The sequence below is a fragment of the Cupriavidus sp. GW821-FHT07C08 genome (assembly GCF_059419025.1).
The window spans coordinates 30,191-45,096 of the sequence record NZ_JBWKQZ010000045.1; the positions used below are offsets into that span (position 1 = coordinate 30,191).

Genomic DNA, 14,906 nt, shown 5'->3' on the forward strand with positions numbered 1-14,906 from the left:
GTTTCCGGTTGGTTGGATGAGCGGGAGCGTGTGCGGCTACTGTGCCGTGATGCCGGCGGTCTTCAGCACGCCGGTCCACTTCTTGGTTTCGGTGTCCAGGAAGCGGTCGAATGCGGCGGTGGATTGCGGTGCCACGTCCATGCCGAGTTCGGCTAGGCGGCGTGCCGTGGCAGGGTCCGATGTGGCCTGCGCGGCGGCCTCGGCCAGCTTGCGCACTACCGCGTCCGGCGTGCCCTGCGGCGCGACCAGGCCGAACCACGCGCCCACTTCATAACCAGGCAGGCGCGCGGCCTCGGCCACGGTGGGCACGTCGGGCAGCGTCTGCGAACGTTTTGCCGAGGTCACCGCCAGTGCCCGCAGCTTGCCGCTTTGCACCTGCTGGCGGGCAATGGCCGAGGTCAGCGCCATCATCGAGACGCGCGCGCCCAGCAGGTCGCTCATGGCCTCGGGCTGGCCCTTGTAGGGCACGTGGGTAAGCTTCACGTGCGTCATCTGCGCCAGCAGTTCCGCCGAGAGATGGTTCGAGGTGCCGACGCCCGCGCTGGCGTAGATCAGCGTGCCGGGCTTGCTGCGCGCGGCGTCGAGCAATTCAGGCAGCGTGCGCAGCGGCGACGCGGCCGGCACCACGATCACGTTAGGCACCGCGCCGATGCCGGCCACCGCGCGGAAGTCTTTGCCACCCTTGCCCTGGACCGACGGGTTGAGCAGCGGCCCGACCACATAGCTGGGGCTGACCGCCAGCAGCGTATAGCCGTCGGCGGGCGACCTGGCGACGAAGTCCGCGCCGATGGCGCCGCCGGCGCCGGTCTTGTTCTCGACGATGACGGGCTGCTTCAGTATCCGCGCCATGTTCTCCGCGGTGATGCGGGTGACGGAGTCGACCACGCCGCCCGCCGAGAACGGCACGATGATCCGTATCGGGTGGTCCGGGAAGCGCGCCGCATTGTCAGGGGCGGCCAGCGCTGGCAGCGGCATCAGCGCGGCGCAGGCCAGCATGCCGGCGGCGAGCCGGCGCAACGGTTGGATGGCATCCATCTTGTCTCCTTGGGTTGCCTGCGCCGGGGGATTTCCCGCGGCGCGGTTTCATGCGGGCCTCTGGCGGGCCGCTTGTCATTGCCGGCGACAACACCGGCAGACTGCATTGCTGCGTCCTGTCGGCTAGCGCGCGCAGCTCAGTTCGATCTGCCGCACCGCCTCGCGCAGCCTTGGCGCCACCTCGCGCTCCAGCATGTTGTCGCGGTTGCGCGATGCGGCGATGGTGCAGTTCAGCGCGAACGGGTCTTCGTGCAGCGACTGGCGCACGGGTGCCGCGATCGCGTGGATCTCTGGCCGCCACTCGCCGCGGCTCAGGCAGTAGCCGTGGGCGCGAAAGTGCTTCTGGTCGTCCGCCCACATCTGGCGCTCAAGGTTGAAGCGCTCCGGATCGTCCACGCGCAGCCGGTTCAGCAGCGCCGTGCGCTCGTCGGCGCTGCAGGCCAGCAAGACCGCGCGGCCGATCGCGCTGGCCAGCAGCGGCCGGGTGCTGCCGATGTCCGGCTGGTAGAGGTTGCCCGGATCCAGCCGGCAACTGTCCACGTACACCACTGACAGCCGCTCGCGCATGCCCAGGTTCACCGTGCAGCCGGTTTCCCGCGCAATGGCCTCCATATAAGGCCGCGCCACCTGACGGATCGCCAGCCCGGCCAGCATCGGATAGGCCAGTGCCAGCACGCCGGCGCCCAGCCGGTACTTCTGGTTGCCGGGCACGCGGCTCAGGAAGCCGAGCAGCCCCAGCGTGTAGGTCAGCCGCGACACCGTCGCCTTGGGCAGCCCGGTGCGCGCCACGATGTCCTGGTTGCCCAGCACCGGGCTGGACGGCGTGAAGGCACGCAGCACCTCCAGGCCGCGCGCCAGGTTGGTGGCGAACTGGCGGTCTGTGGCCAGGGCGTCCTCGCTGGCCAGGCCTGGCAGGGGCAGGTGTTCCGGGTTGCGGTCCATGCTGTGCGGTGGTTGCTTGGGTTCCATGCTGGGATCCGGGAATGGGGGCGTCAATGTTGTAGCACGACCGTTCCGCACAGCGAAACCGTACTTGCATCCGGGCCGGCCGCCTGCCACCTTGCAGCGGACGCCAATGCCGCCGGAGCCCCGCCATGCAAGACCAGGACACACACGCTGTATCGCCAGACGCACACTGCACGGGCCCGCTGGGCGGACTGCGCATCCTCGACATGGCCACCGTGGTGGCCGGCCCGTTTTCCGCCACGCTGTGTGCCGACATGGGCGCCGATGTGGTCAAGCTGGAACTGCCCGACGGCAGCGATCCGCTGCGCGGGCTGGAGCCGGTTACCGAGGACCACGCCCTGTACTGGAAGGTGACCAACCGCGGCAAGCGCGGCATCTCGCTCGACGTGCGCACGCCGCGCGGGCGCGAGATCTTCCTGCGCTTGCTGCCTCAGTTCGATGTGCTGGTCGAGAACTTCCGCACCGGCACGCTGGCGCGCTGGGGGCTGGATCTCGACACGCTGCACGCGGCCAACCCGAAGCTGATCGTGCTGCGGCTGACCGGCTTCGGCCAGACCGGGCCCGATGCGTCGCGACCGGGCTTTGCCCGCATCTTTGAAGCCAGGAGCGGCTTCACCAACCTGGCGGGCACCGCGCGGAGCGGGCCGATGCATATGAACTACCCGGTGGGGGACATGATCGCCGGGTTGTTCGGTGCGTTTGCGATTGCCACTGCGGTAGCCGAGCAACGCGCCAGGCCCGGGCAGCCGGGCCGCGAAATCGATCTGGCCGCCACGGAGGCGCTGTTCCGCTTGCTGGATCCGCTGGCCATCGAGTATGAACAGCTGGGGCTCGTGCGCCAGCGCGCCGGCAACCGCACCACCTATGCCGCGCCGTCCAATATGTACCGCACCGCGGACGACGTCTGGGTCACGGTTGTCGCTTCGTCAGACGCCACCTTCCGCCGGCTGGCCGAGGCCATGGAGGCGCCGCAACTGGCACAGGCGCCGGAATACGCCACCAACGCCGGGCGCGTGCGCAATATCGAGGCGCTGGACGGCAGCATTGCGGAGTGGTTTGCCGCGCAGCCCTATGCCGCCGTGGCGGCCCGGCTGGAGCAGTGCCAGGTGCCGTTCAGCAAGGTATTCAGCATCGCCGATATCGTCGACGATCCGCAGATGGCGGCGCGCCAGGCCATCGTGCGGCTGCCTGATCCGGACCTGGGCTCGGTGCCGGCGCCATGCGTGGTGCCGCGCTTCTCGGGCTATGCGCCGCCGTCACCGCGTACCGGGCCGGATGTGGGCGAACACAATGCCGAGGTCTATGGCCGGCTTGGTATCGGGGATGAGGAGCTGGCCCGGCTGCGGGCAGAGGGGGTGGTCTGACACACCGGGCGCGGGGCTACGCCGTCCGCGCTAGCCCCGGCGCCTATATCGGCATCGGCGCCGGCGAGAGCGCGGACGATCCGCCGCTGCACAATCCCAAGTACGACTTCAACGACAAGATCCTGCCGCTGGGCGCGGCATATTGGGTGGCGCTGGTCGCGCAGCAATTGCTGGCCAGATGATCCGCGCCCGTCAGGACATGCGGGCCGCTTGCGCGAACACGTTCAGGAAGCCCAGCGCGGGCTGCGCGCTGGCTTGCGCTTCGATGCTGGCAGCCAGCACCGGCGCCGGCAGCCAGGGATAGGGCAGTGCCGCCTGCAGGCCCGTTAGCGTGACCGCGCCGGGATCGGCGATCGTGTCCATCCGTTCGATATGGATATGCAGGCTGGCGATACGGTACGTGCCGTCATCGCCGGCGCCAAAGCCCCAGCGGTAATAGCCCTTGCCGACGCGCAAGGCGCTGGCCGCGGTTTCCCGCATCACCACCAGCCAGGGGATCGTCATGGCGTTGCCGTCCAGCGCCGCCGCAACGTCACCGATGTAGTAGGTCCGGCAGCGGTCGAACGTCTTCGCAAACTCGCTGACCAGCGTCGCGGCGATGGCATCCGCGCCTTCGGCCTTGGGCGGGAAGCTGATGGAGTCGGTATCGATCGAGAAGGTCAGCGACGCATCCGGAGCGAAGGCTTCGTGGATCAGCGTCGGACGATTGTTGTCCTTGGCCTCGACGTATTGGGCCAGCCGGGCTTTGGCGGTGGCGAGCGGGATTGTGTTCATGCTGGACTCAAGGGTATGGGTTGAAAGCGGGGGGCGCCGGGGTGTTGCGGCGAGTTTGTTAGAATTTGGCACAAAGCTTGTATCAAAAGCTAAGTGGACATACCGCCGATGGCAACGACTCCTGCAAACAAGAACCTGACCGTAACGCATCCGGCGTGCCTGGTCGACGGCTCGGACCGTGAGTTCCGGCACCTTGTGAATGGCCTGCTGCCATTTGCCGCGCGCCTGCTGTCCGTGCGCGACGGCTTTGGCTGCCTGATCGGCCTGACGGGGGTCCAGTACTCGCTGATCCGCTCGATCCTGCACCTGTCGCAGCAAGGCGAGGTGACGGTCAACCAGCTCGCCGACCATCTGCACCTGAGCGGCCCGTTCATCACCATCGAGACTGGCAAGCTCAAGAAGCTGGGGCTGATCGACAAGAAGGCCCATCCCGAAGATAAGCGCAAGACGCGACTCACCATCACCGCCGCCGGGACGCGTCTGCTCAATGAACTGCTGCCGGTGCAGCAGCAGATCAACGACGTATTGTTCGACGGCGTTTCCCGCACCGAATTCAAGGTGCTGTGCTCGGTGGTCGACCGGCTGGTCGCCAACGGCGATCGCGCCGCGCTGGATCTCGAACACCTGCAGGCGCGCCGGCAGAAAGGCTAGTGCGCGGCCCACTGCACCGTGCCGACATCGATGCCCTCCTGGTGCATCTCCCATAGCGGGCTCAGTTCACGCAGGCGGGTGACGGTCTCGCTGACCTGCCGGATGACTTCGTCTACCTCTGCCTCAGTGGTGTAGCGCCCCAGCGTAAAGCGGATCGAGCTATGCGCCAGCTCGTCGCTGCGGCCCAGCGCCCGCAGCACGAACGAGGGCTCCAGCGAGGCCGAGGTGCAGGCCGAGCCCGACGACACCGCCACGTCCTTGATGCCCATGATCAGGGACTCGCCTTCGACATAGTTGAAGCTGATGTTCAGGTTGTGCGGGATACGGTGCGCCAGGCTGCCGTTGACGTAGACCTCGTCCAGCCGCGACAGCCCCGCCAGCAGCCGGTCGCGCAACGCGCCCACGCGGCGCGCTTCCTCCGCAAGTTCCAGCTTTGCCAGCCTGAAGGCCTCGCCCATGCCCACGATCTGGTGCGTCGGCAGGGTGCCTGAGCGCATGCCGCGCTCATGCCCGCCGCCGTGGATCTGCGCCTCGATGCGGATGCGCGGCTTGCGCCGCACGTAGAGCGCGCCGATGCCCTTGGGGCCATAGACCTTGTGCGCCGTCACGGTGAGCAGGTCGATCTTCAGGGCTTCCAGGTCGATGGCGATCTTGCCGGCGGCCTGCACCGCATCGCAATGGAATACCACCCCCGCCGCGCGGCAGAGCTCGCCGATCTGCGCGACCGGCTGGATCACGCCGATTTCATTGTTGACCATCATCACCGACACCAGGATGGTGTCCGGCCGCATGGCCGCGCGCAGCGCGTCAAGGTCGACCAGGCCATCGGTGCCGACGTCGAGATAGGCCACCTCGAAGCCCTGCCGCTCCAGTTCGCGGCAGGTATCGAGCACGGCCTTGTGCTCGGTTTTGACGGTGATGATGTGGTTGCCCTTGCCGCGATAGAAATGCGCCGCGCCCTTGATCGCCAGGTTGTTGCCCTCAGTGGCGCCGGAGGTCCAGATGATCTCGCGCGGGTCCGCATTCAGCAGCGCCGCCACATGCGCGCGCGCGGCCTCGACTGCCTCTTCCGCCTGCCAGCCGTAGTAATGGCTGCGCGATGCGGGGTTGCCGAACTGCTGGTGCAGGTAGGGAACCATCTTCTCGACGACCCGGGTGTCGACCGGTGTCGTCGCGCTGTAGTCCATGTAGATCGGAAGGGTCTTCGGCTCGGATTGCATAGCGCTCATTCCTGGAGGCGGATGTGGGGACGACCGTGGGCAAGGCGTACCCGCTGGTCAAGGAAAGTGGGGCCGAGTCTAGCACCGGGTAGCGGCCGTGCGCGGCGGTGCCATGCTGCCGGTAGGGTTGCTTGACGCGCGGACAGCTGCAATTCCGCCCGCGTGGCGGCATCTGTCCGCTAGCCGGAAAACCTTGTCCGGCAACGGTTTCCGGACTTCATTGAGTCGCCTCGGGAGGCTGTCCGGCTCCGCACTCTAGGGTTTCCACCAACTTGAATGGCGTTGTTTTATAGCATTCAATAAAACCTAATTTACAAAGGTAAATAAGAAAAGTAACAGGCTTGGTGAGAACACTTGCGTAGGAGTCGTGATGGCTGAGTCATCTGTTGGTCAGGGCGTCAAAGCGGACGCCGAAGCGGACGCAGAAGCGCACCGCCGCTTCAGGAATGCGTTGGCGATGTTTGCAACAGGCGTTGCCGTGATTACCGCGCCGCGCGAAGAAGGGCTTCCGGTCGGCATCACGGTGGCGTCGTTCAACTCGGTATCGCTGGACCCGCCGCTGGTGCTGTTCTCGGTGGACCGCCGCTGCCTGAGCCTGGGCGACCTGCGCAGCGCGCGGCGCTATGCCGTCAACGTGCTGGCCGAGGCGCAGCAGGATATCTCGAACCGCTTCGCCAGGGCCAATTCCGGCAAGTGGGAAGGCATCGGTTTCAGCAAGCGCAACGAGGACAGCCACGTGCTGCTGCCGGACGCGCTGGCCACCTTCGAGTGCGAGCCCTATGCCATGCACGACGGCGGCGACCACGTGATCTTTATCGGGCGGGTGGTCCGTCACCAGGCCCGCCAGGACGGCCGGCCCCTCATCTTCTTTGGCGGCAAGTACCGGGTACTGGAAGACAGCCCGGCCGCCGCCTGAATCCACAAGAACAGACAGTCAGCACAGGAGAACGACATGATCAAGACCGGTAACCAGCACATCGCCATGCTGCGCGATGGCCGCGAGGTGTACCTGGACGGCAAGCGGGTGACGGATGTCACCAGCCATCCGGCCTTCCGCAACTCGATCCGCAGCTACGCCAACCTCTACGACTTCCAGGCGCAGCCCGGCAATATCGACAAGATGACCTTCCAGCCGGCGGGCACCGACCGGCGCGTCAGCCGGATCTGGGAGCTTCCGGCCAGCTACAACGAACTGGTCGAACGCCGCCAGATGCTGGAAGCCTGGACCGAGCTGCACTACGGCTTCATGGGCCGCTCGCCCGACCACGTGGCCTCTTGCATCTCGGGCATGTACATGGGAATCGATGTCTTCGAGCAGGCCGATCCGGCACGTGCCGGCGCGCTGCGCGACTACTACCGCTATGCCCGCGACAACGACCTGTTCCTCACCTATGTGATCGTCAACCCGCAGGCCAACCAGTCCAAATCCGCGCACGAGCAGGAAGACAAGTACCTGGCGGTGGGCATCGTCGACCAGGACGCGGAAGGCATCACCGTGCGCGGCGCCAAGATGCTGGCCACCAGCGGCATCATGGCCAACGAGGTCTTCTGCAGCTGCATCCAGCCGCTGCGCGAGGGCGACGAGATGTATGCGCTGTCGTTCGCGGTGCCGATGAACACCAAGGGGCTGAAGGTGATGTCGCGCAAGTCGTATGAAGCCAATGCCACCTCGGTGTTCGACAACCCGCTGGCCAGCCGCTTTGACGAAAACGACGCGGTGCTCTATTTCGACGACGTCAAGGTGCCGTGGGAGCGCATCTTCGTCGCGGGCGACGTGGGCTTGTGCGCCAGGCAATTCCACGCCACGCCGGCGCACGTCTACCAGAACTACCAGTGCCAGGTGCGGCTGATGGTGAAGCTGCGCTTCCTGGTGGGCCTGGCGCACCGCATCACCGAGATCAACGGCACCAACAGCTTCCCGCAGGTCAGGGAAATGCTGGGCCAGCTCGCCGCCGAGGCGGGCATGGTCGAGGCCTGGGTCTACGGCATGGAAGCCAAGGGCCAGGTCGGCAAGCACGGCTACTTCGTGCCGGACCGCAGCATGCTGTACGGCTCGCAGGTGGTGACCCAGCAGCTCTACGGCAAGGTGCTGGCCACGCTGCGCGAGCTGGCCGGCGGCGGCATGATCATGCTGCCGTCGAGCATCGAGGATTTCGCCAATCCGTCGCTCGCCGGGATCATCGCCAAGACGCAGAAGTCGCCGGTGTGCAGCCCGGAAGAGCGCGTCAAGTTCTTCAAGCTCGCCTGGGACGCGGTCGGCTCCGAGTTTGCGTCGCGCCACAACCAGTACGAGATGTTCTACGCCGGCGCCACCTTCGTCACCAAGGGGCATGCCTACCGCACCTACGACTGGCAGAACGCATCCGGCCTAGTCGACAACATGCTCGGCAGCTATTCCCTCGAAAGCGAACTGGCCAAGCTGCCGCAGGCCGCCTGACTTTCCACACCTTTCCCATCCCGCATCGAACACGGAGATCGACATGGCAATCACCAAACTTCACGACGAGTTCCACACCCTGGACCTGGAGTCCGGCTGGGAGGTCCCCCACGGCTATCCGTCGGGCATCCAGCAGAAGATCCTGTCCGGCTCGCTGGACGAGGGCGGTCGCAGCGGCAGCCGTACGCGTCTGCTGCGCTTCCAGCCCGGCGTGTTCACCACCTCGCCCTTCGTGCATGAGTACTGGGAAGAGGTCTACCTGCTCAGCGGCGACCTGACCGTCGGCAACGACGCCAATGGCAACGGCGGCGAAGCGTTCGTCCCCAACACCTACGCCTGCCGCCCGCCCGGCGCCGTCCACGGCCCGTTCAAGTCCGACGGCGGCTGCATGCTGCTGGAGATCCACTACTACGACCCGGCCTGATCATGGAAGCGACCATCGCAACCGCGCAGCGCCAGCTTGCCGCGGGCAGCGCCAACGCGCTGTCCCTGCTGGCGTCATGCGTCGAACGTATCTGCAACCCCAGCGGCGAGGGCGCGCGCGTATTCCCGCATGGCGTGAGCATGGCGGCGCGCAAGCAGGCCCAGGCCAGCGACATGCTGCGCGAGCAGGGCGTGGCCGGCCCGCTGGCGGGCGTGCCGGTGTCCATCAAGGACCTGTTCGACGTGCAGGGCGACGTGACCCGCGCCGGCGCACGTGTGCTGCCGGAGCGTGCGGCCAATGCCGACGCGCCGGCCATCGCGCGCTTGCGTGCGGCGGGGGCGGTGTTTGTCGGGCGTACCAATATGACCGAGTTCGCCTACTCGGGCGTCGGCATCAATCCGCACTACGGCACGCCACGCAATCCCTACGACCGGCAGGCGGGCCGCATTCCCGGTGGCTCGTCGTCGGGGGCCGCGGTGTCGGTGACCGACGGCATGGCCCTGGCAGCGATCGGCTCGGACACCGGCGGTTCGTGCCGGATCCCGGCCGCGTTGTGCGGCATCGCCGGCTTCAAGCCCACGGCGCGCCGCGTGCCGCTGCAGGGCACGGTGCCGCTGTCGCCCAGCTATGACTCGGTGGGCTGCCTGGCCAACACCGTGGCGTGCTGCGCCGCCATTGATGCCGTGATGGCGGGCGAGGCGCCGCCCGCGGGACCGGCTCCACTGGCCGGGCTGCGCCTGGCGGTGCCCGCCGGCCTGGTGCTGGAAGGCATGTCGGACGAGGTGGCCGAGGTCTTCAGCCGCACGCTGCGCCGGCTGTCGGCGGTGGGCGCGCTGCTGCAGGACGTGAGCTTCGACAGCTGGGACCAGCTGGCCGGCATCGGCGCGAACGGCGGCCTGGTCGCCGCGGAAGCCAGTGCCTGGCACGGCAGCCTGCTGGCTGAGCAGGCCGATCGCTATGACCCGCGCGTGCTGTCGCGCATCCGGCTGGCTGACGGGCAGCGTGCCGCCGACTACCTGCGCATGCTGCAGCGCCGGGGCGAGCTGTGCCGGCAGGCCGATGCCGAGCTGGCGGGCTTCGATGCCGTGGTCCTGCCCACCGTGCCGGTCGTGGCGCCGCGCATCGCGGACCTGGACGACGACGAAGCCTTCTTCAGCACCAACCGGCTGCTGCTGCGCAACCCGGCCATCGCCAACATGCTCGACCTGTGCGCGCTGTCGGTCCCATGCCATCGCCTGGGCGACGCGCCGGTGGGACTGATGCTGTTCGGGCGCCACCTGTCCGACCGCAGGCTGCTGGCCATCGGCATGGGCATCGAGGCGGCATTGCGGCACGAGCGGGGCTGAGCCCCCGCAGCAGTACAGAAGTACCCATAACTACAGTGGAGACAACAATGCCTGATATCCGTACCGGCGCCGCCGTACTGGCCTGCGCCACCCTGTTCGCGGCGACTGCTTCCGCAGCCGACCCGGCCCCCATCAGCGACGGCGTGGTCAAGATCGGTGTGCTGACCGACATGTCGTCGATCTTCTCCGATATCGGCGGCAAGGGCTCGGTGGTGGCCGCGCAGATGGCCGTGGACGATTTCGGCGGCAAGGTGCTGGGCGCCCCCATCCAGGTGGTCAGCGCCGACCACCAGAACAAGACCGACGTCGCCGCCACGCTGGCGCGCGGCTGGTTCGACAACCAGAAGGTCGACGTGATCCAGGACGCGCTGCCGTCCTCGGTCGCGCTGGCCGTGTCCAACCTGGGCAAGCTCAAGCACAAGATCGTCATCGCCAGCGGTGCCGGCACCACGCGCCTGAGCAATGAAGACTGCTCGCCCTACACCATCCAGTACTCGTACGACACCTACGCCTTTGCCGCCAACACGGTCAAGGCGCTGGCCCGGCGCGGCGACAACAGCTGGTACTTCCTGACGGTCGACTACGCCCTGGGCGCGTCGCTGGAGAAGGACGGCACCGAGGCGCTGTCCAGTGTCGGCGGCACCCTGAAGGGCAAGGCCAGGCATCCGATCAACTCCGCCGACCTGTCGTCCTACCTGCTGCAGGGGCAGTCCTCGGGCGCGAAGGTGATCGGCCTGGCCAACGCTGGCGCCGACACGGTCAATGCGATCAAGACCGCCGCGGATTTCGGCATCAACACCGCGGGCAAGCAGAAACTGGCCGGGCTGCACATGTTTATCAGCGATATCCACAGCCTGGGGCTGCAAGCCGCGCAGGGCATGACGCTGACGACATCGTTCTACTGGGACCGCGACGATGCCACGCGCGCCTGGTCGCAGCGCTTCTTCGACAAGACCGGGCGCATGCCGACCCTGGTGCATGCCGGTGTGTATTCGTCGACCATGCACTACCTGAAGGCGATTCAGGCCGCGCGCACCGACGACAGCGATGCCGTGCTGGCGCGCATGCGCGAGACCCCGGTCAATGACTTCTTCGCCAAGAACGGGACGATCCGCGCGGACGGCCTGATGGTGCATGACATGTACCTGGTCGAAGTGAAGCGGCCACAGGAGTCCAAGCGCCCCTGGGACTATTACAAGATCAAGAGCGTGATTCCGGCGAGCGAGGCGTTCCGCCCGCTCAGCGCAAGCACCTGCCCGCTGGTCAGGAAGTAAGCCCACATCCCTCACCGAGGCCGGCATTCCAGCCGGCGCTCCACCCCATTGCAGAGAGCAACCGATCATGAAGACCCTTACCTTTGAACTCGACAGCCGCCAGGGCAAGTCGCAACGCACCGTCACCATCCACCAGCTCATCGTGGCGGGCTGGACCGGCCGCGACGTCGAAGCCATGGAAGCCCACATCCGGGAACTGGAAGAACTGGGCGTGAAGCGACCGCCCTATACCCCGGTGTTCTACCGTGTGGCTGCGCAACGCCTGGGGCCGGCCCCGGAGATCCAGGTCAGCGGCGAGGCCAGCAGCGGCGAAGCCGAGTTCCTGCTGGTCCGGGACGGCGATGACATCCTGGTGGGCATTGCCTCGGACCATACCGACCGCGAAGCCGAGACCTACGGCATCACCGAGTCCAAGCAGATGTGCGAGAAGCCCTGTGCGTCGGCCTTGTGGCGCCTTTCCGAGGTGGAAGGCCACTGGGACCAGCTGGTGCTGCGCTCCTACGCCACCATCGACGGCGAGCGCGTGCTGTACCAGGAAGGCCCGGTGACCGCCATGCGCTCCCCGGCGGACCTGCTGCAGCGCTTCAGCGGCCATGGCGGTGACTTTGGCGAAGGCTCTGCGATGCTGTGCGGAACGCTGCCCGCGATCGGCGGCATCCGCCCGGCCGAGCGCTTCGAGATCGAGCTGGAAGACCCGGTGCTGGGGCGCACGCTGCGCCACGCCTACGCGGTCGCCGCGCTGCCCGTGGCGGGCTGAGCATGCCGCGCCATCCCCACTGCCACGGCAGCGCCACGGAGTCACGGCCATGCACCACGACCTGATACTAGAGACCCGCAACCTCGGCAAGGCCTTCCGCGGCTTTACCGCGGTGAGCGACGTCAACCTGCGGGTACGCCGCGGGTCGATCCATGCCTTGATCGGCCCCAACGGCGCCGGCAAGACGACCTGCTTCAACCTGCTCACCAAGTTCCTGGAGCCGACCACCGGCACCATCCTTTTCAACGGCATCGACATCACCCGTGAAAAGCCCGCGCAGATCGCGCGGCGCGGCGTGATCCGTTCGTTCCAGATCTCGGCGGTGTTTCCGCACCTGACGGTGATGGAGAACGTGCGCATCGGGCTGCAGCGGCAGCTCGGCACGGCGTACCAGTTCTGGCGCAGCGAGCGCTCGCTGGACGTGCTCAATGACCGCGCCATGGAGCTGCTCGAACAGGTCGGCCTGACCGAGTTCGCGCAGACGCTGACGGTTAACCTTCCATACGGCCGCAAGCGCGCGCTGGAGATTGCCACCACGCTGGCGATGGAACCCGAGCTGATGCTGCTCGACGAACCCACGCAGGGCATGGGCCACGAAGACGTGGACCGCGTCACGCAGCTGATCAAGAAGGTCTCGGCGGGCCGCACCATCCTGATGGTGGAGCACAACATGAGCGTGGTCTCGTCGATCGCCGACAAGATCACCGTGCTGCAGCGTGGCGCGATCCTGGCCGAAGGGCCGTATGCGGAAGTTTCGAAGGATCCGCGCGTGATGGAGGCCTACATGGGCACCGTCGACGCGGAACTGCAGGGCGCGCACTGAGACGGCCGGGGGAACGATATGACGACATCCAACACACCCGCGCTCGAGATCAGGGACCTGCACGCCTGGTACGGCGAGTCGCACATCCTGCACGGCGTGGACCTGACCGTGAACCGCGGCGAAGTGGTCACGCTGCTGGGCCGCAACGGCGCTGGCCGCACCACCACGCTGCGCGCGATCATGGGACTGACCGGCGCGCGCAAGGGCTCGATCAAGGTCAATGGCCACGAGACCATCAGCCTGGCCACGCACAAGATCGCGCACTACGGCATTGGCTATTGCCCCGAAGAACGGGCGATCTTCTCCAGCCTCTCATGCGAAGAGAACCTGATGCTGCCGCCGGTGCTGAAGGGCGCCGACACCAGCAAGGGCATGAGCGAGACCGATATCTACGAGATGTTCCCGAACCTGAAGGAGCGCCGCCAGAGCCAGGGCACGCGTCTTTCCGGCGGCGAGCAGCAGATGCTGGCGGTCGGGCGCATCCTGCGCACCGGCGCCAACCTGCTGCTGCTCGATGAAATCTCGGAAGGGTTGGCACCGGTGATCGTGCAGGCGCTTGCGCGCATGATCCTGATGCTCAAGCAGAAGGGGTATACGGTGGTGATGGTGGAGCAGAACTTCCGCTTTGCCGCGCCGCTGGCGGACCGCTTCTACGTGATGGAGCACGGCAGCATCGTCGAGCGCTTCGCGGCCAATGAGCTGCAGGCCAGGATGCCGGTGCTGCATGAACTGCTTGGCGTATAAGGAGCGACTCATGAATCTGTTTGAAATCCCGCTCCCGGCGCTGCTGTCGCAGCTGTTGCTCGGGCTCGTCAACGGTGCCTTCTACGCCATGCTGAGCCTGGGCCTGGCGGTGATCTTCGGGCTGCTGAACGTCATCAACTTCGCGCACGGTGCGCTCTTCATGCTGGGCGCGGTGCTGGCGTGGGCCGGCATGACCTATGCGGGGTTCAGCTACTGGGCGATGCTGCTGCTGTCGCCGCTGGTGGTGGCCGCGCTGGGCGTGGGGATCGAGAAGACCATGCTGCGCTGGATCTACAAGCTCGACCATATCTACGGCCTGCTGCTGACACTGGGCATCACACTGGTGATCGAAGGCATCTTCCGCTCGGTCTATGGCGTGTCCGGGCTGCCCTATGCACCGCCCGAGGCGCTGCAGGGCGCCTCCGACCTCGGCTTCATGCGCTTGCCCAATTACCGTGTGTGGGTGGTTGGGGCATCGCTGGCGGTCTGCCTGTCGACGTGGTACGTGATCGAGAAGACCAAGCTGGGCGCCTACCTGCGCGCCGGCACCGAGAACGCCAAGGTGGTCGAGGCGTTCGGCGTCAACGTGCCGCGGATGGTGACGCTGACCTACGGCTTCGGCGTGGCGCTGGCCGCGTTTGCCGGGGTGCTGGCGGCGCCGGTCATGCAGGTGTCGCCGCTGATGGGGCAGAACCTGATCATCGTCGTGTTCGCGGTGGTGGTGATCGGCGGCATGGGCTCGATCATGGGCGCGATCCTGACCGGCCTGGGGCTGGGCGTGATCGAAGGGCTGGCCAAGGTGTTGTACCCGGAAGCATCTTCCACCGTTGTCTTCGTCATCATGGTGGTGGTGCTGTTGTTGCGCCCGGCAGGGCTGTTCGGAAAGGAGAAGTGATGAGCGGACAATCTATCGCCGCAATCGGCATGCGGCAGCAGCAGGTGGCGGGGCGCCTGCCAAAGCAGGTGATGTACGGCGTGGTGCTGGCGTGCCTGCTGGCCGCGCCGCTGGCCGGCGCGTATCCGGTGTTCGTGCTCAAGGTGCTGTGCTTCGCGCTGTTTGCGTGCGCCTTCAACCTGCTGATCGGCTATAC

At 66.7% G+C, this 14,906-nt stretch carries 15 protein-coding genes and 1 pseudogene; 12 read left to right on the forward strand and 4 right to left on the reverse strand.

Annotated elements, in window-relative coordinates:
• Positions 1-36 precede the first annotated feature (36 nt).
• Entirely contained in the window at positions 37-1,035 is a 999-nt protein-coding gene (locus AC07UK_RS36085) for a Bug family tripartite tricarboxylate transporter substrate binding protein (RefSeq protein ID WP_436224102.1), read from the reverse strand.
• Positions 1,036-1,158: 123 nt separating this feature from the next.
• Positions 1,159-2,004, reverse strand: coding sequence for an IclR family transcriptional regulator (locus AC07UK_RS36090; protein ID WP_414437086.1), 846 nt, complete (start codon positions 2,002-2,004; stop codon positions 1,159-1,161).
• Positions 2,005-2,129: 125 nt separating this feature from the next.
• Here AC07UK_RS36090 and AC07UK_RS36095 point away from each other — a divergent pair, with 125 nt between their 5' ends.
• Positions 2,130-3,365 (forward strand): CaiB/BaiF CoA transferase family protein, encoded by a 1,236-nt coding sequence (locus tag AC07UK_RS36095; RefSeq protein WP_436224101.1) that lies wholly within the window; start codon positions 2,130-2,132, stop codon positions 3,363-3,365.
• Between the two features lie 192 nt (positions 3,366-3,557).
• Here AC07UK_RS36095 and AC07UK_RS36100 read toward each other — a convergent pair whose 3' ends face one another.
• On the reverse strand, positions 3,558-4,139 hold the full coding sequence (locus AC07UK_RS36100; protein WP_436224100.1) for a hypothetical protein: 582 nt from the start codon (positions 4,137-4,139) through the stop codon (positions 3,558-3,560).
• Between the two features lie 108 nt (positions 4,140-4,247).
• Between AC07UK_RS36100 and AC07UK_RS36105 the strand changes: the two genes are divergently transcribed.
• Positions 4,248-4,790: a MarR family winged helix-turn-helix transcriptional regulator gene (locus AC07UK_RS36105; RefSeq protein ID WP_436224099.1), complete on the forward strand. Its 543-nt coding sequence runs from the start codon at positions 4,248-4,250 to the stop codon at positions 4,788-4,790.
• On the opposite strand, the gene AC07UK_RS36110 is transcribed toward AC07UK_RS36105, so the two are convergent.
• Positions 4,787-6,010 (reverse strand): IscS subfamily cysteine desulfurase, encoded by a 1,224-nt coding sequence (locus tag AC07UK_RS36110; RefSeq protein WP_494687980.1) that lies wholly within the window; start codon positions 6,008-6,010, stop codon positions 4,787-4,789. The two genes, AC07UK_RS36105 and AC07UK_RS36110, sit on opposite strands and share 4 nt — an antisense overlap.
• Before the next feature lie 370 nt (positions 6,011-6,380).
• On the opposite strand from AC07UK_RS36110, the gene AC07UK_RS36115 reads away from it, so the two are divergent.
• From AC07UK_RS36115 to AC07UK_RS36160, 10 genes and pseudogenes are all read left to right on the forward strand, one after another.
• Positions 6,381-6,926 (forward strand): flavin reductase family protein, encoded by a 546-nt coding sequence (locus AC07UK_RS36115; protein ID WP_436224097.1) that lies wholly within the window; start codon positions 6,381-6,383, stop codon positions 6,924-6,926.
• Between the two features lie 36 nt (positions 6,927-6,962).
• A complete protein-coding gene (locus AC07UK_RS36120; RefSeq protein ID WP_010812511.1) occupies positions 6,963-8,447 on the forward strand; it encodes a 4-hydroxyphenylacetate 3-hydroxylase family protein in 1,485 nt (494 codons plus the stop codon).
• A gap of 43 nt (positions 8,448-8,490) precedes the next feature.
• A complete protein-coding gene (locus tag AC07UK_RS36125; protein WP_494687981.1) occupies positions 8,491-8,871 on the forward strand; it encodes a cupin domain-containing protein in 381 nt (126 codons plus the stop codon).
• Between the two features lie 2 nt (positions 8,872-8,873).
• Positions 8,874-10,217, forward strand: a complete 1,344-nt coding sequence (locus AC07UK_RS36130) for an amidase (RefSeq protein WP_494687982.1) — start codon at positions 8,874-8,876, stop codon at positions 10,215-10,217.
• A gap of 47 nt (positions 10,218-10,264) precedes the next feature.
• Entirely contained in the window at positions 10,265-11,491 is a 1,227-nt protein-coding gene (locus AC07UK_RS36135; protein WP_436224094.1) for an ABC transporter substrate-binding protein, read from the forward strand.
• Positions 11,492-11,558: 67 nt separating this feature from the next.
• On the forward strand, positions 11,559-12,248 hold the full coding sequence (locus AC07UK_RS36140; RefSeq protein WP_494687983.1) for a DUF2848 domain-containing protein: 690 nt from the start codon (positions 11,559-11,561) through the stop codon (positions 12,246-12,248).
• Positions 12,249-12,297: 49 nt separating this feature from the next.
• Positions 12,298-13,071 carry an ABC transporter ATP-binding protein gene (locus AC07UK_RS36145; RefSeq protein ID WP_013952150.1) on the forward strand — a complete coding sequence of 258 codons (774 nt, stop codon included), beginning with the start codon at positions 12,298-12,300 and terminating at the stop codon, positions 13,069-13,071.
• A gap of 18 nt (positions 13,072-13,089) precedes the next feature.
• A complete protein-coding gene (locus AC07UK_RS36150) occupies positions 13,090-13,815 on the forward strand; it encodes an ABC transporter ATP-binding protein (protein ID WP_494687984.1) in 726 nt (241 codons plus the stop codon).
• A 10-nt stretch (positions 13,816-13,825) separates the two neighbouring features.
• Positions 13,826-14,710: a branched-chain amino acid ABC transporter permease gene (locus AC07UK_RS36155; protein WP_494687985.1), complete on the forward strand. Its 885-nt coding sequence runs from the start codon at positions 13,826-13,828 to the stop codon at positions 14,708-14,710.
• Positions 14,711-14,739: 29 nt separating this feature from the next.
• A pseudogene (locus AC07UK_RS36160) lies at positions 14,740-14,906 on the forward strand (branched-chain amino acid ABC transporter permease); the annotation flags it as partial.

Excerpts from the sequence above, each read along its gene's own strand:
- AC07UK_RS36110 (WP_494687980.1), bottom strand. The coding sequence starts at position 6,010 with ATGCAATCCGAGCCGAAGACCCTTCCGATCTACATGGACTACAGCGCG.
- AC07UK_RS36145 (WP_013952150.1), top strand. The coding sequence starts at position 12,298 with ATGCACCACGACCTGATACTAGAGACCCGCAACCTCGGCAAGGCCTTC.
- AC07UK_RS36155 (WP_494687985.1), top strand. The coding sequence starts at position 13,826 with ATGAATCTGTTTGAAATCCCGCTCCCGGCGCTGCTGTCGCAGCTGTTG.
- AC07UK_RS36090 (WP_414437086.1), bottom strand. The coding sequence starts at position 2,004 with ATGGAACCCAAGCAACCACCGCACAGCATGGACCGCAACCCGGAACAC.
- AC07UK_RS36150 (WP_494687984.1), top strand. The coding sequence starts at position 13,090 with ATGACGACATCCAACACACCCGCGCTCGAGATCAGGGACCTGCACGCC.
- AC07UK_RS36120 (WP_010812511.1), top strand. The coding sequence starts at position 6,963 with ATGATCAAGACCGGTAACCAGCACATCGCCATGCTGCGCGATGGCCGC.
- AC07UK_RS36085 (WP_436224102.1), bottom strand. The coding sequence starts at position 1,035 with ATGGATGCCATCCAACCGTTGCGCCGGCTCGCCGCCGGCATGCTGGCC.
- AC07UK_RS36105 (WP_436224099.1), top strand. The coding sequence starts at position 4,248 with ATGGCAACGACTCCTGCAAACAAGAACCTGACCGTAACGCATCCGGCG.
- AC07UK_RS36140 (WP_494687983.1), top strand. The coding sequence starts at position 11,559 with ATGAAGACCCTTACCTTTGAACTCGACAGCCGCCAGGGCAAGTCGCAA.
- AC07UK_RS36115 (WP_436224097.1), top strand. The coding sequence starts at position 6,381 with ATGGCTGAGTCATCTGTTGGTCAGGGCGTCAAAGCGGACGCCGAAGCG.
- AC07UK_RS36125 (WP_494687981.1), top strand. The coding sequence starts at position 8,491 with ATGGCAATCACCAAACTTCACGACGAGTTCCACACCCTGGACCTGGAG.
- AC07UK_RS36095 (WP_436224101.1), top strand. The coding sequence starts at position 2,130 with ATGCAAGACCAGGACACACACGCTGTATCGCCAGACGCACACTGCACG.
- AC07UK_RS36135 (WP_436224094.1), top strand. The coding sequence starts at position 10,265 with ATGCCTGATATCCGTACCGGCGCCGCCGTACTGGCCTGCGCCACCCTG.
- AC07UK_RS36100 (WP_436224100.1), bottom strand. The coding sequence starts at position 4,139 with ATGAACACAATCCCGCTCGCCACCGCCAAAGCCCGGCTGGCCCAATAC.
- AC07UK_RS36130 (WP_494687982.1), top strand. The coding sequence starts at position 8,874 with ATGGAAGCGACCATCGCAACCGCGCAGCGCCAGCTTGCCGCGGGCAGC.